The sequence below is a fragment of the Burkholderia sp. BE17 genome (assembly GCF_009362305.1).
Classification (GTDB): Bacteria; Pseudomonadota; Gammaproteobacteria; order Burkholderiales; family Burkholderiaceae; genus Burkholderia; species Burkholderia pyrrocinia_C.
This window is the reverse complement of record NZ_WHNU01000069.1, coordinates 1-19,152: the sequence shown is the minus strand read 5'-3', so window position 1 is coordinate 19,152 and position 19,152 is coordinate 1. Positions and strand designations below refer to the sequence as shown.

At 67.8% G+C, this 19,152-nt stretch carries 16 protein-coding genes; 10 read left to right on the top strand and 6 right to left on the bottom strand.

Going from position 1 to position 19,152, the window contains the following annotated elements; all coding sequences use genetic code 11:
* Window positions 1-109 precede the first annotated feature (109 nt).
* Together GD429_RS38140 and recG are read right to left on the bottom strand one after the other, a co-directional pair.
* Window positions 110-1,069 (bottom strand): LysR substrate-binding domain-containing protein, encoded by a 960-nt coding sequence (locus GD429_RS38140; RefSeq protein ID WP_034182776.1) that lies wholly within the window; start codon window positions 1,067-1,069, stop codon window positions 110-112.
* 136 nt (window positions 1,070-1,205) lie between these two features.
* Window positions 1,206-3,551: an ATP-dependent DNA helicase RecG gene (gene recG / locus GD429_RS38135; RefSeq protein WP_152865133.1), complete on the bottom strand. Its 2,346-nt coding sequence runs from the start codon at window positions 3,549-3,551 to the stop codon at window positions 1,206-1,208.
* A gap of 167 nt (window positions 3,552-3,718) precedes the next feature.
* On the opposite strand from recG, the gene queA reads away from it, so the two are divergent.
* The 6 genes from queA to GD429_RS38105 all read left to right on the top strand — a co-directional run bounded on the left by queA (window position 3,719) and on the right by GD429_RS38105 (window position 11,576).
* On the top strand, window positions 3,719-4,786 hold the full coding sequence (queA, locus tag GD429_RS38130) for a tRNA preQ1(34) S-adenosylmethionine ribosyltransferase-isomerase QueA (protein WP_152865129.1): 1,068 nt from the start codon (window positions 3,719-3,721) through the stop codon (window positions 4,784-4,786).
* Between the two features lie 155 nt (window positions 4,787-4,941).
* A complete protein-coding gene (gene tgt / locus GD429_RS38125; protein ID WP_072436289.1) occupies window positions 4,942-6,135 on the top strand; it encodes a tRNA guanosine(34) transglycosylase Tgt in 1,194 nt (397 codons plus the stop codon).
* 233 nt (window positions 6,136-6,368) lie between these two features.
* On the top strand, window positions 6,369-6,692 hold the full coding sequence (yajC, locus tag GD429_RS38120) for a preprotein translocase subunit YajC (RefSeq protein WP_034182772.1): 324 nt from the start codon (window positions 6,369-6,371) through the stop codon (window positions 6,690-6,692).
* Between the two features lie 106 nt (window positions 6,693-6,798).
* A complete protein-coding gene (secD, locus tag GD429_RS38115) occupies window positions 6,799-8,817 on the top strand; it encodes a protein translocase subunit SecD (RefSeq protein ID WP_152865127.1) in 2,019 nt (672 codons plus the stop codon).
* An 18-nt stretch (window positions 8,818-8,835) separates the two neighbouring features.
* A complete protein-coding gene (gene secF / locus GD429_RS38110; RefSeq protein ID WP_034182770.1) occupies window positions 8,836-9,786 on the top strand; it encodes a protein translocase subunit SecF in 951 nt (316 codons plus the stop codon).
* Between the two features lie 218 nt (window positions 9,787-10,004).
* Window positions 10,005-11,576: a S41 family peptidase gene (locus GD429_RS38105; RefSeq protein WP_193727322.1), complete on the top strand. Its 1,572-nt coding sequence runs from the start codon at window positions 10,005-10,007 to the stop codon at window positions 11,574-11,576.
* A 15-nt stretch (window positions 11,577-11,591) separates the two neighbouring features.
* Here GD429_RS38105 and GD429_RS38100 read toward each other — a convergent pair whose 3' ends face one another.
* From GD429_RS38100 to GD429_RS38080, 4 genes are all read right to left on the bottom strand, one after another.
* On the bottom strand, window positions 11,592-12,869 hold the full coding sequence (locus GD429_RS38100; RefSeq protein WP_152865125.1) for an MFS transporter: 1,278 nt from the start codon (window positions 12,867-12,869) through the stop codon (window positions 11,592-11,594).
* Between the two features lie 190 nt (window positions 12,870-13,059).
* A complete protein-coding gene (locus GD429_RS38090) occupies window positions 13,060-13,641 on the bottom strand; it encodes a YceI family protein (RefSeq protein ID WP_152865121.1) in 582 nt (193 codons plus the stop codon).
* 64 nt (window positions 13,642-13,705) lie between these two features.
* Window positions 13,706-14,266 carry a YceI family protein gene (locus GD429_RS38085; RefSeq protein WP_152865119.1) on the bottom strand — a complete coding sequence of 187 codons (561 nt, stop codon included), beginning with the start codon at window positions 14,264-14,266 and terminating at the stop codon, window positions 13,706-13,708.
* A gap of 8 nt (window positions 14,267-14,274) precedes the next feature.
* On the bottom strand, window positions 14,275-14,835 hold the full coding sequence (locus tag GD429_RS38080) for a cytochrome b (RefSeq protein ID WP_152865117.1): 561 nt from the start codon (window positions 14,833-14,835) through the stop codon (window positions 14,275-14,277).
* Between the two features lie 258 nt (window positions 14,836-15,093).
* Between GD429_RS38080 and GD429_RS38075 the strand changes: the two genes are divergently transcribed.
* Genes GD429_RS38075 through GD429_RS38060 form a run of 4 tightly spaced genes read left to right on the top strand, consistent with a single transcriptional unit; the run spans window position 15,094 to window position 18,713 of the window.
* Window positions 15,094-15,771, top strand: a complete 678-nt coding sequence (locus GD429_RS38075) for a paraquat-inducible protein A (protein ID WP_152865115.1) — start codon at window positions 15,094-15,096, stop codon at window positions 15,769-15,771.
* On the top strand, window positions 15,768-16,397 hold the full coding sequence (locus tag GD429_RS38070) for a paraquat-inducible protein A (RefSeq protein WP_152865113.1): 630 nt from the start codon (window positions 15,768-15,770) through the stop codon (window positions 16,395-16,397). The genes GD429_RS38075 and GD429_RS38070 overlap by 4 nt, the downstream gene beginning before the upstream one ends.
* Window positions 16,390-18,009: an intermembrane transport protein PqiB gene (locus tag GD429_RS38065; protein ID WP_152865111.1), complete on the top strand. Its 1,620-nt coding sequence runs from the start codon at window positions 16,390-16,392 to the stop codon at window positions 18,007-18,009. Before GD429_RS38070 ends, GD429_RS38065 begins: the two co-directional genes overlap by 8 nt.
* Complete coding sequence (locus GD429_RS38060) at window positions 18,006-18,713, top strand: membrane integrity-associated transporter subunit PqiC (protein WP_152865109.1); 708 nt, start codon at window positions 18,006-18,008, stop codon at window positions 18,711-18,713. Before GD429_RS38065 ends, GD429_RS38060 begins: the two co-directional genes overlap by 4 nt.
* Window positions 18,714-19,152: the final 439 nt, after the last annotated feature.

Sequence of the window (19,152 nt, the reverse complement as noted above, 5' to 3'; positions counted from 1 at the left end):
ATCTATCGATTATTTGAATTTAATTAATTTCATCTATGCGATAGAGAAAAATAAACGGAGTCGCAAGACCCCGTCCATCATGCCGCCGCGCACGCATGCCGCAGCTCGGTCAGTTCATCGTTGCCGGCATGTCGAGCTTCGCGACGCCCGGCAGTTCGCATGCGGAAATCGCATCGCTGATCGCGTCGATCGCGGGCATCCGCGTGAAGCTCTTGCGCCACACAAGCACCACCCGGCGGTCGGGCACCGGTTCGTGGAACGGCACGTACGACAGCAACTCGGCATCGGGGCCGTTCGCGCGCGGGCCGACCTCGGTGACCGACATCCGCGGCAGCACGGTGATGCCGACGCCGCTCGCGACCATGTGGCGGATCGTCTCGAGCGACGAGCCCTCGAAGGTCTTCTGGATGCCGTCGGCCGTCTGCGAGAAGCGCATCAGCTCCGGGCACACACCAAGCACGTGATCGCGGAAGCAGTGGCCGTTGCCGAGCAGCAGCATGGTTTCCTGCTTCAGGTCCTCGGCGTCGATTTCCTCGCGCTTCTCCCACGGATGGCCGGCCGGCAGCGCGACGACGAACGGCTCGTCGTACAGCGGGCGCACCATCAGGCCGGTTTCCGGGAACGGCAGCGCCATGATCGCGGCGTCGATCTCGCCCTGCTTCAGCAGTTCGAGCAGCTTCAGCGTGTAGTTCTCCTGCAGCATCAGCGGCATCTGCGGGACACGCTGGATCATCTGCTTGACGAGCGTCGGCAGCAGGTACGGCCCGATCGTGTAGATCACGCCGAGACGGAACGGGCCGACGAGCGGGTCCTTGCCCTGCTTCGCAATCTCCTTGATCGCGAAGGTCTGCTCGAGCACGCGCTGCGCCTGCGTGACGATCTGGTCGCCGATCGGCGTCACGCTCACTTCGCTCGCGCCGCGCTCGAAAATCTGCACGTTGAGCTCGTCTTCGAGCTTCTTGATCGCCACCGACAGCGTCGGCTGGCTCACGAAGCATGCTTCGGCCGCGCGGCCGAAATGCCGCTCGCGCGCGACCGCGACGATATATTTCAATTCAGTCAGCGTCATTGTGGGTCAATCAGATATATACAGGCGATAGGTTTAATTTATACACCCTCTGGCACCGGTTCGCCAAGTTTCTCTGCATCGCGATGCGTCGATTGGCGGCTTTTGGCGGTTCATGATCCGGCCCCAAACCGATGGATCAGGCCTTCAGGTACTGCTCGCGCGCGCCGAGCCAGCGCGCGAGATGCTGCGTGACGACGTCGGGGTACGCGGCGATCAGCCGCGTCGCGGCCTCGCGGGCCGGGTCGATCAGCCAGCCGTCGGTCTCGAGGTTCGCGAAGCGCAGCATCGCCGCGCCCGACTGGCGCGCGCCGAGGAATTCGCCGGGGCCGCGGATTTCGAGGTCGCGCCGCGCGATCTCGAAGCCGTCGGTCGTCTCGCGCATCGTCTTCAGCCGCTCGCGGCCGGTAATCGACAGCGGCCCCGTGTACAGCAGCACGCACACCGACGCCGCGGTGCCGCGCCCGACGCGGCCGCGCAACTGGTGCAGCTGCGCGAGGCCGAAGCGCTCCGCGTGCTCGATCACCATCAGCGACGCGTTCGGCACGTCGACGCCGACTTCGATCACGGTCGTCGCGACCAGCAGCTGCACGTCGTTGCGCGTGAACGCTTCCATCACGGCCGCCTTGTCGGCCGGCGACAGCCGGCCGTGCACGAGCCCGACCTTCAGCTCGGGGAGCGCCGCGGCCAGCGTCTCGTAAGTCTCGACGGCCGTCTGCAGCTGCAGCGTCTCGCTCTCCTCGATCAGCGGGCACACCCAGTACACCTGGCGACCCGTCAGCGCGGCCTCGCGCACACGGGCGATCACCTCCTCGCGCCGCGCGTCGCCGACGAGGCGCGTCAGCACGGGCGTGCGGCCCGGCGGCAGCTCGTCGATCGTCGAGACCTCGAGATCGGCGTAGTACGTCATCGCGAGCGTGCGCGGAATCGGCGTGGCCGACATCATCAACTGGTGCGGCTGGAAATCGCGCGCGCCATTGGCCGCGTTCGCGGCCTTCGCGCGCAGCGCGAGACGCTGCTCGACGCCGAAGCGGTGCTGCTCGTCGACGATCACAAGGCCGAGCCGCGCGAATTCGACCGTGTCCTGGATGATCGCGTGCGTGCCGATCACGAGCTGCGCGGTGCCGAGCGCGGCCGCCTCGATCGCCGCACGCTTCTCCTTCGCCTTCAGGCTGCCGGCCAGCCACGCAACCGTGACGCCGAGCGGCTCGAGCCACGCGCGCAGTTTGCGCGCGTGCTGTTCCGCGAGGATTTCGGTGGGCGCCATCAGCGCGGCCTGGTAACCGGCGTCGATCGCCTGCGTGGCGGCCAGCGCCGCGACGACCGTCTTGCCGCTGCCGACGTCGCCCTGCAGCAGGCGCTGCATCGGGTGCGCGAGCGTGAGGTCGTGCGCGATCTCGTCGACGACGCGCGACTGCGCGCCGGTCAGCGTGAACGGCAGCGCCGCGTAGAGCCGTGTCGTCAGCGCGTCGGCATCGCTCGCGGTGCGGCGCGGCATCGCGGGCGCCGCGCGCGTGCGGCGCTCCTCGTGCGCACGCTTGAGCGACAGTTGCTGCGCGAGCAGCTCCTCGAACTTGATGCGCGTCCAGGCCGGATGCGAGCCGTCCATCAGCGCGGCTTCGTCGGAATCGACGCGCGGGTGGTGCAGGATGCGCACGGCCTGCTCGAGCGACGGCACGCCGAGCGGCCGCAGGTACGCGCGATCGATCTCGGGCGGCAGCAGCTCGGGCAGCGGCGTGCGCTCGACCGCGTTCTCGATCGCCTTGCGCAGATAGGCCTGCGACACGCCGGCCGTGCTCGGATAGACGGGCGTGAGCACCTGCGGCAGCGGCGTATCCGCTTCGACGACGCGCACCGCCGGATGCACCATCTCCATCCCGAAGAAGCCGCCGCGCACGTCGCCGCGCACGCGCAGCCGCTGGCCGACGGCCATCTGCTTGACCTGCGAGCCGTAGAAATTCAGGAAGCGCAGCACAAGATGCTCGCCGTCGTCGTCCTGGATCTTCACGACGAGCTGGCGGCGCGGCCGGTACGCGACCTCGTTGTCGAACACGACGCCTTCGGTCTGCGCGATGCCGCCCGGCAGCAGTTCGCCGATCGGCGTGAGCGTGGTTTCGTCCTCATAGCGCATCGGCAGATGCAGCACGAGATCGATCGAGCGCGTGAGACCGAGCTTCGCGAGCTTGTCGACGGTCTTCACGGGTTTGTCGGCGGCCGCCTTCTTCTTGCGCTTCGTGCCGCTTGCGCCCGCTTCGTCGCTCACAGCGCCGCCTTCGGCATCGGGCGCGGCGGCGGCCGGCTGCGCGAGCCGCCCGTCGGCGCCGCGCTTCGGGCCGGCGCGGCGCGGCGCGGCGCGCGGCGGCTCGGCAGGCTCCTGCGCGTCACGCTCCCCCGCGCGATGCGCAGGCAACGCAACATCCTCCGTGTCGAACGGATCGGCGGAATCGGCAACGGTGGCGGTGGAACGGCGTGGTGACACAGGCATCGGATCGTCTGGGTGCTTCGCAAGGCAAGTACAATAGCGGCTTTCACGTCGTCCGAACGAACGACGCCGGCCAGGCCGCGCATCCCGTCATCATAGCGGCTCGCGCGCCCCATTTACGCGTTTCCGCCCTGCCGGCGACGCCCGCCGGCCGCTTCGAACCAGCCCGCATGTTCACGCTTTCCGATTTCGATTTCAATCTGCCGCCCGAGCTGATTGCGCAAACCGCGCTGCCCGACCGCACCGCGAGCCGCCTGCTCGAGGTCGACCGCACCGTCGAGCCCGCGCGCCTCGTCGACCGCCGTTTCACCGAGCTGCCGTCGTGCATCGCACCCGGCGACCTGCTCGTCTTCAACGATACCAGGGTGCTGAAGGCGCGTTTCTTCGGCCAGAAGGCCAGCGGCGGCAAGATCGAGGTGCTGATCGAGCGCGTGACGGGCACGCACACGGCGCTCGCGCAGATCCGCGCGAGCAAGTCGCCGGGCGCCGGCACGACGCTGCGTCTCGCCGATGCGTTCGACGTGACCGTCGGCGAGCGCGTCGAGCCGTTCTTCACGCTGCACTTCCCCGAGCCGTGCCTCGCACTGATCGAGCAGTACGGCCGCCTGCCGCTGCCGCCGTATATCGAGCACGATCCCGACGCGACCGACGAGACGCGCTACCAGACCGTCTACGCGAGCAATCCGGGCGCGGTCGCAGCTCCGACGGCCGGGCTGCACTTCGACCAGCCGATGCTCGACAAGCTCGACGCGATGGGCGTCGAGCGCGCGACGCTGACGCTGCACGTCGGCGCCGGCACGTTCCAGCCGGTGCGTGTCGACAACATCGCCGAGCACAAGATGCACAGCGAGTGGTACGACCTGCCGCAGTCGCTCGTCGACAAGATCGCCGCGACCCGCGCGCGCGGCGGCAACGTGATCGCGGTCGGCACGACGTCGATGCGCGCGCTCGAAGCGGCCGCGCGCTCGGCCGACGAAGCGGGCCGCCCGCTCGCGGCGACGCAGGCCGAGACCGACATCTTCATCACGCCCGGCTATCGTTTTCGCGTGGTCGACCGGCTCGTCACGAACTTCCACCTGCCGAAGTCGACGCTGCTGATGCTGGTGTCGGCGTTCGCGGGTGTCGAGACGATCCGCGCCGCATACCGGCACGCGATCGACGAACGCTACCGCTTCTTCAGCTACGGCGACGCGATGCTGCTCACGCGGCGCGACACGCCGGAGGCGCCGCGCGCGTAAGCGCGGCAGGCACGACGGCCCGCACGCAGCGCGGCTGCCTCGTTCGCCCGCCGCGCGCTACGATGACGCGCCTCCCGTTTTTCCCCGCCGCCGGCTTGCCGGCGGCATTCCCAACATGCGCCGGACTGTTTTCCGGTAGCAAGGAGAATGACGCGATGACCGAAGGTTCATCCCACGATCACGATACGCACGCCCCCGTGCACGACCGCCCGGCAAACGGGCTCGAATTCGAACTGCTGACGACCGACGGCCACGCGCGCCGCGGCCGCGTGAAGCTCAACCACGGCGTGGTCGAAACGCCGATCTTCATGCCGGTCGGCACGTACGGCACCGTGAAGGCGATCCAGCCGCGCGAGCTGCACGAGATCAACGCCCAGATCATCCTCGGCAACACGTTCCACCTGTGGCTGCGCCCGGGCCTCGACACGATCGACGCACACGGCGGCCTGCACGGCTTCATGGGCTGGAACAAGCCGATCCTGACCGACTCGGGCGGCTTCCAGGTGTTCTCGCTCGGCGACCTGCGCAAGATCACGGAGGACGGCGTCACGTTCGCGTCGCCGATCAACGGCGACAAGCTGTTCCTGTCGCCGGAAGTGTCGATGCAGATCCAGAAGGTGCTGAATTCCGACGTCGTGATGCAGTTCGACGAATGCACGCCGTACGCGACCGACGGCGTGCCGACCACGCACAAGGAAGCGGCCGACTCGATGCGCATGTCGCTGCGCTGGGCGAAGCGCTCGCTCGACGAGTTCGACCGGCTCGGCAACCCGAATGCGCTGTTCGGGATCGTCCAGGGCGGGATGTTCGAGGACCTGCGCGACGAATCGCTCGCGGGCCTGTCGGAGCTCGGCTTCCACGGCCTCGCGATCGGCGGGCTGTCGGTCGGCGAGCCGAAGGAAGACATGATGCGCGTGCTGCGGCACGTGGGCCCGAAGCTGCCGGCCAACAAGCCGCACTACCTGATGGGCGTCGGCACGCCGGAGGACCTGGTCGAGGGCGTCGCCAACGGCATCGACATGTTCGACTGCGTGATGCCGACCCGCAACGCGCGCAACGGCTGGCTGTTCACGCGCTTCGGCGACGTGAAGATCCGCAACGCGACGCACAAGAACTCGCTGAAGCCGCTCGATGCGAGCTGCGCGTGCTACACGTGCCGGAATTTCTCGCGCGGCTACCTGCATCACCTGCACCGCGTCGGCGAAATCCTCGGCGCGCAGCTCAACACGATCCACAACCTGCACTACTACCTGCAGCTGATGAGCGAGATCCGCGACGCGATCGAGACCCATACGTTCGACGCGTTCCGCCAGCGCTTCGCGGAGGATCGCGCCAGAGGCGTCGACTGACGGGCCGACGGGCCGCGCGGCGGTTCGCCACATGGGACATGTACTAAATAACGTGCTCCGACTGCCGGACCCGACCGCCAAATATTACAATTGCCTTTCCAAACAAGTCGCAATGGTGCCGGTTCGTGCTTTAACAGCTTGATCCGAAAGCGCATTTGCTGCGCCGTTTGCGCATGGGGCCGGTGGTAGAATAACCGGCTTACTTTTCGATCTTCCCCTACGGAGAGACCAACGTGCCGTTCATTTCCAATGCCTTCGCTCAAGGTGCCGGTGGCGCCGAATCGAGCCTGATGAGCTTCCTGCCGCTCATCCTGATGTTCGGCGTGCTCTACTTCATCATGATCCGTCCGCAGATGAAGCGTCAGAAGGAACACCGCAACATGCTCGCCGCCATGGCCAAGGGCGACGAAGTCGTCACGAGCGGCGGCCTCGTCGGCAAGGTGACGAAGGTCACCGAAGGCTACATCGGCGTCGAGATCGCCGAAGGCACCGAAATCACCGTGCAGAAGGCTGCAGTCACGACCATTCTGCCGAAGGGCACGATCAAGTCGCTGTAAGCCCTTCACCGAGCGTCCGGCTCCCCGCGCCGTGCCCGCCTGAGAGAGCGGGACGCCGCGGCGCCGGACGCGACGCTTTCACGCCAACCACCCGTTCGGCCCCCTCATGAATCGTTACCCACTCTGGAAATATGTCGTGATGGTCGTGGCGCTCGCCATCGGCCTTCTGTACACATTGCCCAACTTCTTCGGCGAAGCGCCGGCGGTGCAGGTGTCGAGCGGCAAGGCCACGGTCAAGCTCGACTCGACCACGCTGACCCAGGTCGAATCGGCGCTCGCCTCCGCGCAGATCACGCCGGACGACGTCACCTTCGAGAACACGGCGACCAACGCGAACATCCGCGTGCGCCTGAAGGACACCGATACGCAGCTGCGCGTCAAGGACCTGCTGCAGAAGTCGCTGAACGCCGACCCGAACGATCCGCAGTACGTCGTCGCACTGAACCTGCAGAGCGCGTCGCCGCGCTGGCTGACTGCCCTGCACGCGCTGCCGATGTATCTCGGCCTCGACCTGCGCGGCGGTGTCCACTTCCTGCTCCAGGTCGACATGACGGGCGCGCTCACGAAGAAGCTCGACTCCGACGCATCCGACGCGCGCTCGCTGCTGCGCGACAAGAACATCCGCGACGGCGGCGTGAGCCGCGTCGACCAGTCCGTCGTCGTCAATTTCAGCGATGCGCAGACCGCGGAAGACGCCCGCAAGGTGCTCGCGCAGTCGGTCACCGAACTGCAATGGGCGACCCAGCCCGGCGGCGGCGGCACGCAGGTCGTCGGCACGTTCACGCCGGCCGTGCAGAAGTCCGTCGAGGACGCCGCGCTCAAGCAGAACCTGACGACGCTCCACAACCGCGTAAACGAACTCGGCGTGTCGGAGCCGATCCTTCAGCAGCAAGGCAGCGACCGCATCGTCGTCGAGCTGCCGGGCGTGCAGGACACCGCGAAGGCGAAGGACATCATCGGCCGCACCGCGACGCTCGAGGCCCGCCTCGCCGACCCGATCAACACGCACCCGAACCCGAACGACCCGGTGCCGCCGGGCGAGGAACTGTTCACGCAGGGCATCCAGGCGCCCGTGCTGCTGAAGAAGGACGTGATCTTCACCGGCGACCGCATCATCGATGCATCGGCCGGCTTCGACGAACACCAGCGTCCGTCGGTCAACATCCGCCTCGACTCGGCCGGCGGCCGCGCGGTGCGCACGGTGTCGCGCGACAACATCGGCAAGCCGATGGCGATGGTGCTGTTCGAGAAGGGCAAGGGCGAGGTGCTGACGGTCGCGACGATCCAGTCGGAACTCGGCGACCGCTTCCAGATCACGGGCCAGCCGACGCCGCAGGCCGCGGCCGACCTCGCGCTGCTGCTGCGCGCCGGTTCGCTCGCGGCGCCGATGGACATCATCGAGGAACGCACGATCGGCCCGAGCCTCGGCGCCGACAACATCAAGATGGGCGTCCACTCGGTGATCTGGGGCTTCTGCGCGATCGCCGTGTTCATGATCGCGTACTACATGCTGTTCGGCGTGGTCTCGGTGATCGGCCTGTCGGTGAACCTGCTGCTGCTCGTCGCCGTGCTGTCGCTGATGCAGGCGACGCTGACGCTGCCCGGCATCGCCGCAATCGCGCTCGCGCTCGGCATGGCGATCGACTCGAACGTGCTGATCAACGAACGCGTGCGTGAAGAACTGCGTGCGGGCCAGCCGCCGCAGCTCGCGATCCAGGCCGGTTACGCGCACGCATGGGCGACGATTCTCGACTCGAACGTCACGACGCTGATCGCCGGCCTCGCGCTGCTCGCGTTCGGCTCGGGCCCGGTTCGCGCGTTCGCGATCGTGCACTGCCTCGGTATCCTGACGTCGATGTTCTCCGCGGTGTTCTTCTCGCGCGGGATCGTCAACCTCTGGTACGGCGGCCGCAAGAAGCTGAAGTCGCTCGCGATCGGCCAGGTGTGGAGGCCGGAAGGCGCCACCGCCGCATCGTTCACCGACGCGGACGAATCGACCGACACCGCGCGCGCCGCGAAGCTCGCCGCACCCGCGAAGGGCAACGCGCCGCGCACCGGCAAGCCGCAGCTGCGCAACCGCGCGCAGCAAGGCGTGTCGCCGAAGAAACCGGGCTCGACCCAATAAGGCCCCGGAGACGAGACCATGGAATTTTTCCGCATCCGTAAAGACATTCCGTTCATGCGGCACGCGCTGGTGTTCAACGTGATCTCGCTGGTCACGTTCCTCGCCGCCGTGTTCTTCCTGTTCCACCGCGGGCTGCACCTGTCCGTCGAATTCACCGGCGGTACGGTGATCGAGGTGCAGTACCAGCAGGCCGCGGAACTCGAACCCGTGCGCGCGACGCTCGGCAAGCTCGGCTACGCCGACGCGCAGGTGCAGAACTTCGGCACGTCGCGCAACGTGCTGATCCGGCTGCAGCTGAAGGAAGGCCTCACGTCCGCGCAGCAGAGCGACCAGGTGATGACCGCGCTGAAGGCGCAGAGCCCGGACGTCACGCTGCAGCGAGTCGAGTTCGTCGGCCCGCAGGTCGGCCGGGAACTCGCGACCGACGGCCTGCTCGCGCTCGCGTGCGTCGTGATCGGCATCGTGATCTACCTGTCGTTCCGCTTCGAATGGAAGTACGCGGTCGCCGGCATCATCGCCAACCTGCACGACGTCGTGATCATTCTCGGCTTCTTCGCGTTCTTCCAGTGGGAGTTCTCGCTGGCGGTGCTCGCGGCGATCCTCGCGGTGCTCGGCTACTCGGTCAACGAGTCGGTCGTCATCTTCGACCGGATCCGCGAGACGTTCCGCCGCGAACGCAAGATGAGCGTGCAGGAAGTGATCAACCACGCGATCACGACCACGATGTCGCGGACGATCATCACGCACACGTCGACGGAAATGATGGTGCTGTCGATGTTCTTCTTCGGCGGTCCGACGCTGCACTACTTCGCGCTCGCGCTGACGGTCGGCATCATGTTCGGCATCTACTCGTCGGTGTTCGTCGCGGGCTCGCTCGCGATGTGGCTCGGCATCAAGCGCGAAGACCTGATCAAGGACAAGAAGACCGCGCACGATCCGGACGATCCGAACGCGGGCGCGCAGGTTTAAGCACCGCGCCGTTTCGGCAAACGCAAGAAGGCCGGTCCTGTTGGACCGGCCTTTTTTTCATGCGCGGGCCGCCGCCGTGCGGCGCGCGGCGGGCCCGACATGCACCGTCGGGCGTCGGCTACAATCGTCACCGCCCTGCTCCGCTGCATGCCGGCCTCGCGCCGGCGTGCAAGCACCCTCGCCACCCGTCCGAACGTGCCGTCCCGATGATGCCTCCGATGTGTGTCGTTCGCCGCCTCGCCGTCTGCGCGGCCGTCGCGGCTGCGTTGCTGCCGTGCACGCAACCTGCCGGCGCACAGTCGGCATCCGCACCAACAGCCGCGCCGCCCGCCGCACCGCCTGTCTCACAACCCGTCGCCCCGCCTGTTCCACCGGCCTCCCAGCCTGCCGCCGCATCGCCGTCGCCCTGCCCGCCCGACTGGGAGCCGCAGATCTGCGAACTGAAGGCCGCCGTCGAAGTGCTGAAGAAGCAGCACCTGACCGACGTCGACATCGGCGCGCTGCTCGACGCCGCGACCCACGACGGGATCAAGACGCTGCCGTACGCACGCTTCTTCAACGCGAAGGAGGAGCAGGAGCGGCGCGACAACGAACGACGCACGCGCGACGGCACACCCGGCATCGGGATCGTGTTCGAGACACGGCCCGACGGGCTGCACATCATCGACGTGATTCCCGACGCACCGGCCGAGAAGGCCGGCGTGCGCCCCGACGATCTCGTCGTCGCGATGAACGCCCGGAGCGTCGTCGGCATCGACAGCAGCGAGCTCGTGAAACTCGCGAAGGGCGATGCGGGCGTCCCGCTGAAGCTCACGGTGCAGCGCGGCCCGAACCATGCGGTGCTGAGCTTCGCGCCCGTGCGCGCGATCGTCAAGCCGCATCCGGCGATCGCGAAGCGGCTCGACGGCGACATCCTGTACACGCGGCTGTCGAGCTTTCCGGAACCGGCGGTCGGCGACTACATCGACGCGGTGCAGGCCGCGCGCCGCGCGGGCCCGCCGGTGAAAGGGATGATTCTCGACCTGCGCATCAACGGCGGCGGCGCGCTCAATGCGGCGATCGGCATCGCCGCGCTGTTCGCCGGACGCGACCGCACCGCGATGGTGACGGTCGAGCACGGCGACACCCACCGCCGCCGCTTCTCGACCAACTGGCCCGACTACGAACTGCCGGTGATGCACGGGCAGGATCCGCTCGCGCCGCTGCAGGCCGACGACTGGTGGCGCACCGTGCCGCTCGTCGTGCTCGTCGACGGACAGAGCGCGTCGGCCGCCGAAGCGACCGCGGCGGCGCTGAAGGACCTCGGCCGCGCGAAACTGCTCGGCATGCCGACCTACGGGAAGGGGCTTGCGCAGACCGGCGTCGACCTGATCGACGGCACACGCCTGAATTTCACGTTCGCGCGCAACCTGCGGCCGAACGGCTGCCCGATGGACGGCTATGGCGTCGTGCCGGACTGGCTCGTGCCGCCGCGCCGCGACTCGGACGTCGACGGCGTGCTGCTGTGGTACCGGGAAGTCGATCTCGCACGCGCGCCGTATGCGGACCGGCTGGCGCCCGACCCGTTCGCGCCCGTGCGCAAGGAACGGCAGAAGCTGCGCGAAGCACGCGTGCGCGCGAAGGTCGATACGTCGAAGAGCGCGGCGCTGCCGCAGCGCGCATTCGGCACCACCGGCGACTGGCAGCTGCAGCAGGCGCTCGCCGCGCTCGCGGGGCGCCCCGTGCGGACCGTCGACGCGCCGGCGCAACTGATGCCCGCGCAGCCCGTGTGCGAACGCGGCGGCAACTGACGCGCCGCCGCCCTTCTACCGGAAGCCGAACCGCCGGCGCAGCACGACCAGCGCCGCGAGGCTCAGCACGGCCGCGAACATCAGGTAGAAGCTCGGCGCGGTCTTCATCCCGGTCGCGCGGATCAGCCACGCGATGATGAACGGCCCGAAGCCGCCGAAGATCGTCACCGCGACGTTATACGCGAGCGACATCCCGGTCGTGCGCGTCTGCACCGGAAACACCTCGGACAACAGGCCCGGCAGCGCCGCGAAGTAGCCGGTCATCAGGACTGCGAGCAGCACCTGCAGCGCGATCAGCGTGCCGAAGCCCGGGTGCGCGACCAGATACGCGAATGCCGGATAGATCAGCACGAGGATGCCGACGGCCGGCGCGATCATCACGCGCACGCGGCCGTAACGGTCCGACCAGTGGCCGACGAGCGGCGCGAACGCCATCTGGATCACGCCGACGACGAGGATCGCCGCGAACGCGGCGGACGGTGCGAGGCCGAGCTGCTTGACGCCGTAGGTCGGCATGAACAGCACGAGATAGGTTGCGACGGTGCCGAGCACGACCACGCCCATCGCGGCGACCAGGCGCGCCTTGTGCGATGCGAACGTGTCGCGCAGCGGGTTCGCGGTGGCTTCGGCCGCGAGGAATTCGGGCGTCTCGTCGACCTTGGCGCGGATGTAGTACGCGACGGGCCCGATCAGCAGGCCGAAGAAGAACGGCACGCGCCAGCCCCACGAAGCCATCTGCGCGGCCGACAGCTGCGCGTTCAGCACGGTGCCGAAGCCGGCGGCGAGCAGCGTCGTGAGCCCCTGGCTCGCGATCTGCCAGCTCGCGAAGAAGCCGCGCCGGCCCGGCACGTGCTCGGCGAGGAACGCGGTCGCGCTGCCGAACTCGCCGCCGGCCGAGAAACCCTGCATCAGCCGCGCGGCGACGAGGATCACCGGCGCCGCGACGCCGATCGTCTCGTAGGTCGGCAGCACCGCGATGACCAGCGTGCCGGCCATCATCAGCAGGATCGACAGCGTGAGCGCGGCCTTGCGGCCCGCGCGGTCGGCATACGCGCCGAGCACGATCGCGCCGAGCGGCCGCATGAAGAACGACACGCCGAACGTGCCGAGCGTGAGCAGCAGCGACACGGTATCGTTGCCGGCCGGAAAGAACAGCTTCGAGATCGTCACCGCGAAGAAGCCGTAGACGACGAGATCGAACCACTCGAGCGCGTTGCCGATCGACGCGGCGACCACCGCGCGCCACACGCGCGGCGACGAGGCAATGGAACGGGACTGCGTGGCGGCATGCATCGGCGATCTCCTTGTCGTTATACGTTCTGTTCGCAGCGGTCGCGGCCGCGCTCGCGACATCGGCCCGCCGGGCGCCGCGGGCGGCGCTCGGGCGATTATAGGCGCGCAAAAAAACCGCCGCGCCCCGGTAAGGGGGACGCGGCGGTTTGCACGCGACGGGCCGGCGCGGCGGCAGGCCCGGCCGGCGGCGTTACTGCTGCTTGACGGCTTCGGCCGAGATCAGCAGCTTCGTCTTCATCTTGAAGCCGTACTGCTTGCCGTAGTCGAGGCCGAAATCGTCGCGGCTGAATTCGCCGACCGCGTCGACACCGCACACTTCACGCTTGAGCATCGGGTGCGGCATGCACTTGAACGAATCGATCTTCAGCGTCAGCGGCTTCGTGACGCCATGCAGCGTCAGGTTGCCGACCACCGACACCGGCTTGTCGCCGTCGAACTTGATGGCGCCCTTGTAGATCGCCTGCGGGAATTTCGCGACATCGAAGAATTCGTTCGTCTGCAGGTGCTCGTCGAGCTTCGCGCTGCCCGTCTGGATCGACGCGACGTCGGTCGTCACTTCGACGGTGCCCGTCTTCGCCGCGCGGTCGAGCGTCACGGTGCCGCTCGACTTGTCGAACTTGCCGCGCCAGACCGACAGGCCGCCGAAGTGGTCGGCCTCGAAGCTCGGGTACGTGTGGCTCGGGTCGAACTGGTACGTTGCGGTGTCGGCGAATGCCGAGAACGACAGCGAAGCGGCCAGTGCGCCGGCGGCGATCATCAGATGCTTTTTCAACTCATTCTCCTTGGAACGGTGCCGCGCCCTCGCGCGGCATTCAGGGGATGCGATAGCCCGCCGCTTACTTCGCGGCGACGAGATGGAACTTGATCTGCACTTCGTCGGCAACGATCGACGTGTCCTTCCATTCGCCGGTGCCGACGTTGAACGCCGAACGCTTGATCGGCAGCACGCCGTCGAACGTCTGCGTCGCGCCGCTCTGCGTGACCGTGACGGGCACGGTGACGGTCTCGGCCTTGCCCTTGATCGTCAGCTTGCCGGTCACGTTGTACTTGTTGCCGCCGGCCGGCGCGATCGCCGACGACACGAACGTCGCCTGCGGATACGCCTTCGCGTCGAACCAGTCCTTGCCCGCGACCTGGTCGTTGTACATCTTGTCGCCGAGGTCATAACTCGCGACGTCGATCGTCATTTGCGCGCTGCCCTGCGCGGCCTTCGCGGGATCGAACTTCACCTGCGCGGAAAACTTCTTGAACGCGCCCTCGGTCGGCACGTTCATCTGCTTCGACACGGCGGACACCTTGCTCTTCGCGAGATCGACATCGGCGAGCGCCGCGCCCGATGCGACCAGTGACACCGCGGCAAACGCGGTCAGCATGGAGCGGGAGAAAGACACTTTCATGGGATCCTTCATTTGGCAAAGGGAAGCATCCGCGACAGCAGGCCGTCGCGGTCCAACAACTGGTGCTTGAGCGCCGCGAGCACGTGCAGCGACACGAGCGCAAGCAGAATGTAATTCAAAGTCACGTGGAGCGTCTTGAAGGTTTCCTTGAGCACCGGATCGGGATCGATCAGCCGCGGCAGCGGCACGATGCCGAGGTACACGACCGGAATGTTCGACGCCGAGCTGTACAGGTAGCCCGTGACCGGAATCACCAGCATCAGCACGTACAGCAGGATGTGCACGCCGTGCGACGCCGCACGCTGCCACGCCGGCGTATCGCCGGGCAGCGGCGGCGACACGTGGGTCGCGCGCCACAGCACGCGCACCACGGCCAGCGCGAACGCCGTCACGCCGATCCACTTGTGCCACGAGAAGTACTTCAGCTTCGTCGGCGTGAAGCCGGGAATGTCGGTCATCACCCAGCCGAGCGCGAAGCCGCTGATAATCAGCAGCGCGATCAGCCAGTGCAGCGCGATCGCGGTCTGCGTATAACGTACCGGCCTGGCCGGCAGCGAATTCGATGCCATCTTGGGTTCCTCAGTTCAGCGAACAGCCGCGCCGGCCATGAGTCCGACGCATGTCAAGGGCGCCATGCTACCGCAACCTTTTGACCTGCGCGGACTCTGAGGACAGGCATGTCAGCCTGCCGCCCGCTTCCCGCCATGTTACCGATCGGTCACCGAGCATGCGATCGTTGACACCGCGAAAAAGGCGTTTTGGTAAGATTGGCGCGGGTTCCGGCCCCGTCGACGCGTTCCTCCAGCCGTCGCACAACCGCTTTTTCCATGCAACGAAACGACCTGATTGCCTGTCACGAGTGCGACGCACTGTTGCACAAACCGCGCCTCGGCGGCCGCGAAATCGCGCGCTGCCCGCGCTGCGACGCGCTGCTCTATCGCAACAGCGCCGCGCAGATCGAGCGGATCTGCGCGCTCGCGCTCGCGGCGCTGATCACGTTTACGATCGCGCAGGCGTTCCCGATCCTCGAAATGGACGTGAACGGCAACCGCGTGCAGACGACGCTGATCGGCGCGATCGACTCGCTGTGGCGCCAGGACATGGCGGTCGTCGGCGTGATGGTGTTCTGCTCGACCGTGCTGTTCCCGCTCGTCGAGATGTCCGCGCTGCTGTACCTGCTGCTGCCGATCCGGCGCGGCGTCGTGCCGCCCGGCTTCAACCTGGTGCTGCGCGCGATCGAGCTCGTGCGGCCATGGGGCATGATCGAGGTGCTGATGCTCGGAATCCTCGTGACGATCGTGAAGATGGTGAGCCTCGCACGTGTCGTTCCCGATGCCGCGCTGTTCGCGTTCGCCGCGCTCACGCTGATGATCGCCGTCGTGCTGATGTTCGACCCGCGCACGCTGTGGGACATCGCCGACGACCTGCGCGCCGGGCGCCCGCCCGAACAGCCGGGGCCGCCCGACGACGCCGTCGCGCCGCTGTCCGAGGCCGCCCGCCGATGACGATCCCGACCGCCGCCCGCGAGGGTTACGCCAGTTGCCACGCGTGCGGGCTCGTCCAGACGCTCGACCATCCGCACGCGCGCTGCGCGCGCTGCGGCAGCGTGCTCCATTTCCGCACACCGAACAGCCTGATGCGCACGTGGGCGCTGCTGCTCGCGGCCGCGATCCTCTATATTCCGGCGAACCTGCTGCCGATCATGCGCACCGCGTCGATCGTCGGCTCGCAGGAAGACACGATCATGAGCGGCGTCATCTATTTCTGGATATCGGGCGACTGGCCGCTCGCCGTCGTCGTGTTCGTCGCGAGCATCCTCGTGCCGATGCTCAAGCTCGGCGTGCTGCTGATCCTCGTGATCAGCACGCAGCGCCGCTCCGCGTGGCGGCCGCTGCAGCGCACGCGCCTGTTCCGGATCGTCGAGCGCATCGGCCGCTGGTCGATGCTCGACATCTTCGTCGTGACGCTGACCGTCGCGCTCGTCCATTTCCGTTCGCTCGCCGTCATCACGGCCGGCCCCGGCGCGCTCGCGTTCGGCTCGGTCGTGATCCTGACGATGCTCGCATCGATGCAGTTCGATCCCCGCCTGATCTGGGATCCAGTCGAAACCTCAGGGAATCACCATGAATAGTCCGCAAGGCCCGCAGCACGACGCGTCCCGGCCACCCGACCCGACGATCTCGACGAAAGGCGGCTGGCTGCCGTCGCTCGTCTGGCTCGTGCCGCTGATCGCGGCGCTGATCGGCATCGGCCTCGTGATCAAGTCCGTGCGCGAGCGTGGCCCGGAAATCACGATCAGCTTCCACAGCGCCGAAGGGCTCGAGCCCGGCAAGACCCAGGTCAAGTACAAGGACGTCGAGATCGGCATGGTCAAGACGATCAAGCTGTCGAAAGACCTGTCGCGCGTGCTCGTCGACGTGCAGCTCAAAAAGGAAGCCGAGGACTTCGCGGTCAAGGGCTCGCGCTTCTGGATCGTGCGGCCGCGCATCGGCGCGACCGGCGTGTCGGGACTCGGCACGCTGCTGTCCGGCGCGTATATCGGCGTCGACGCCGGCCACGGGCAGGATACGCTGACCGACTTCACGGGCCTCGAGACGCCGCCCGCCGTCACGGGTGACCAGAAAGGCACGCAGTACGTGCTGCGCGGCGATTCGCTCGGCTCGGTCGACATCGGCTCGCCCGTCTACTACCGCCGCGTGCAGGTCGGCCAGGTGGTCGGCTTCTCGCTCGACAAGGACGGCACGGGCGTCACGTTCAACGTGTTCGTCACTGCGCCGTACGACCAGTACGTCGGCGTGAACTCGCGCTGGTGGCAGGCCAGCGGCGTCGACCTGCGGCTCGATTCGAGCGGCCTGAAGCTGAACACGCAGTCGCTCGCGACGGTGATCCTCGGCGGCATCGCATTCCAGACGCCGCCGAACCAGGGCAGCGGCACGACGGCGCCGAACAACACGACGTTCCGCCTGGCTTCCGACGAAGGCGACGCGATGCGCGACCCGGACGGCCTGCCGCTGCAGGTCGCGATGAACTTCAACCAGTCGCTGCGCGGGCTCGCCGTCGGCGCGACGGTCGACTTCCGCGGCATCGTGCTCGGCGAAGTGACGAACATCGGCATCGACTACGATCCGAAGACGAAGAACTTCACGATGCCGGTAACGATGAACGTGTATCCGGAGCGCCTCGGCCGCCGCTTCCGCGAGACGATCGAGAGCAAGGGCGAACCGGCCCGCCGCGAGATCGTCGAGCGGCTCGTCCAGCACGGGCTGCGCGGCCAGCTGCGCACCGGCAACCTGCTGACGAGCCAGCTTTACGTCGCGCTCGACTTCTTCCCGAAGGCGCCGGTCGTGAAGATCGACACGTCGCGCCAGCCGCTCGAGTTGCCGACCGTGCCGAACACCCTCGACGAACTGCAGCTGCAGGTCGCCGACATCGCGAAGAAGCTCGACAAGGTGCCGTTCGACCAGATCGGCGCGAACCTGAACAGCGCGCTGTCGAACGCCGACAAGCTGTTCAAGCAGCTCGACACGCAGGTCGCGCCGGAAGCGCGCGACACGCTGTCGGCCGCGAAGCAGACCTTCTCGACCGCCGAGGCGACGCTGCAGCAGGATTCGCCGCTGCAGTCCGACGTGCGCGGCGCGCTGAAGGAGCTCACGCGCACGCTGCAGTCGCTGAACGCGCTCGCCGATTATCTGGAGCGCCACCCCGAATCGCTGCTCAAGGGCAAGCCAGGAGATCAACAATGACGACACGCGTGAACGGTTTCGCGAGCGGCGCGGCGGCGGCCTTCGCCGCACTCGCGCTCGCCGCGTGCAGCTCGCCGCCCGCGCGGTTCTACACGCTCAGCCGGGCCGACGCCGCGGCCCCGGTGCGCACCGCGCCGGCCAACCCGGCGTTCCTGATCGAGGTGCCGTCCGTCGGCGTGCCCGAGCAGGTCGCGAAGAACCAGTTGGTCGTGCAAAAGAACGCCGCGCAGGTCGACGTGCTCGAGCAGGAGCGCTGGGCGTCGCCGCCCGCCGACGAGATCCGCCGCGCGCTGTCCGACGATCTCGCCGCGCAGCTCGGCACGATCGACGTCGCGAATTCCGCGTACCCGCCCGGCGTGCCCGTGTATCGCGTCAGCGTGAACGTGCAGCGCTTCGAGTCGTGGCCCGGCAAGCGCGCAGCGGTCGACGCCGTGTGGAGCGTGCGCCCGCTCGGCACGCAGGCCGTGATGACCTGTCGCACGAGCGTCGCTGAACCGGTCGCCGACGGCTACGATGCGCTCGTCGCCGGCCACCGGCGCGCGCTCGACGTGATCGCCACGCAGGCCGCGGCAGGCGTGCGCGCGATGGCCGCACGCCGCGGCACGACGCCCGCGGCCGGCAGCAAGACGGCCGCCGCGCAGGTCGTGCCGTGCCCGGCCGTCCCGACGTCCGGCGGCGACGCGACGGGCAAGTCCGGCGCATAAGCGAGCAGCACGCTGGCGGACGTCTGAAGCGGCGTTCGCCGGTGCTGCTTCGTCGGGCGCAGCGCGTCCGCCGGCTGCCGCTTGCATGACGCAGACGCTGCCGCTGTCGATAGCACAGCGCCTCCATCGGCCGAACGGCAGCTTTGCATTGTTTGTCAAAGTCGGCCGGAACCCGCACCATGCAACGCGGTCGACTTGCGTTTTCCGTCCTGATTGACCATCCTACGCACTTTCAGGCTCGCGACGCTCGGCGTGCGTGCGAGCCGGCGACGCCGGGTCGCGTTCGGCTCGACCGCCGTGCCTCCCGGCGCCCGTACGCGATCGGCGTATACCGCTGCGGGGCAGCCGCACCGCGGGGCACCGCGCATCGTCCGGCAACCGGCCCCGTCTCACCCGTTCTCCCCGGCGCCGCGCCGCGTTCCCGGCCGGCATCCCGAAC

Coding starts and splice junctions, on each gene's coding strand:
- secF (WP_034182770.1), top strand. CDS start 8,836: ATGGAATTTTTCCGCATCCGTAAAGACATTCCGTTCATGCGGCACGCG.
- GD429_RS38105 (WP_193727322.1), top strand. CDS start 10,005: ATGTGTGTCGTTCGCCGCCTCGCCGTCTGCGCGGCCGTCGCGGCTGCG.
- GD429_RS38080 (WP_152865117.1), bottom strand. CDS start 14,835: ATGGCATCGAATTCGCTGCCGGCCAGGCCGGTACGTTATACGCAGACC.
- secD (WP_152865127.1), top strand. CDS start 6,799: ATGAATCGTTACCCACTCTGGAAATATGTCGTGATGGTCGTGGCGCTC.
- queA (WP_152865129.1), top strand. CDS start 3,719: ATGTTCACGCTTTCCGATTTCGATTTCAATCTGCCGCCCGAGCTGATT.
- GD429_RS38085 (WP_152865119.1), bottom strand. CDS start 14,266: ATGAAAGTGTCTTTCTCCCGCTCCATGCTGACCGCGTTTGCCGCGGTG.
- GD429_RS38065 (WP_152865111.1), top strand. CDS start 16,390: ATGAATAGTCCGCAAGGCCCGCAGCACGACGCGTCCCGGCCACCCGAC.
- GD429_RS38070 (WP_152865113.1), top strand. CDS start 15,768: ATGACGATCCCGACCGCCGCCCGCGAGGGTTACGCCAGTTGCCACGCG.
- GD429_RS38075 (WP_152865115.1), top strand. CDS start 15,094: ATGCAACGAAACGACCTGATTGCCTGTCACGAGTGCGACGCACTGTTG.
- tgt (WP_072436289.1), top strand. CDS start 4,942: ATGACCGAAGGTTCATCCCACGATCACGATACGCACGCCCCCGTGCAC.
- GD429_RS38100 (WP_152865125.1), bottom strand. CDS start 12,869: ATGCATGCCGCCACGCAGTCCCGTTCCATTGCCTCGTCGCCGCGCGTG.
- GD429_RS38140 (WP_034182776.1), bottom strand. CDS start 1,069: ATGACGCTGACTGAATTGAAATATATCGTCGCGGTCGCGCGCGAGCGG.
- recG (WP_152865133.1), bottom strand. CDS start 3,551: ATGCCTGTGTCACCACGCCGTTCCACCGCCACCGTTGCCGATTCCGCC.
- GD429_RS38060 (WP_152865109.1), top strand. CDS start 18,006: ATGACGACACGCGTGAACGGTTTCGCGAGCGGCGCGGCGGCGGCCTTC.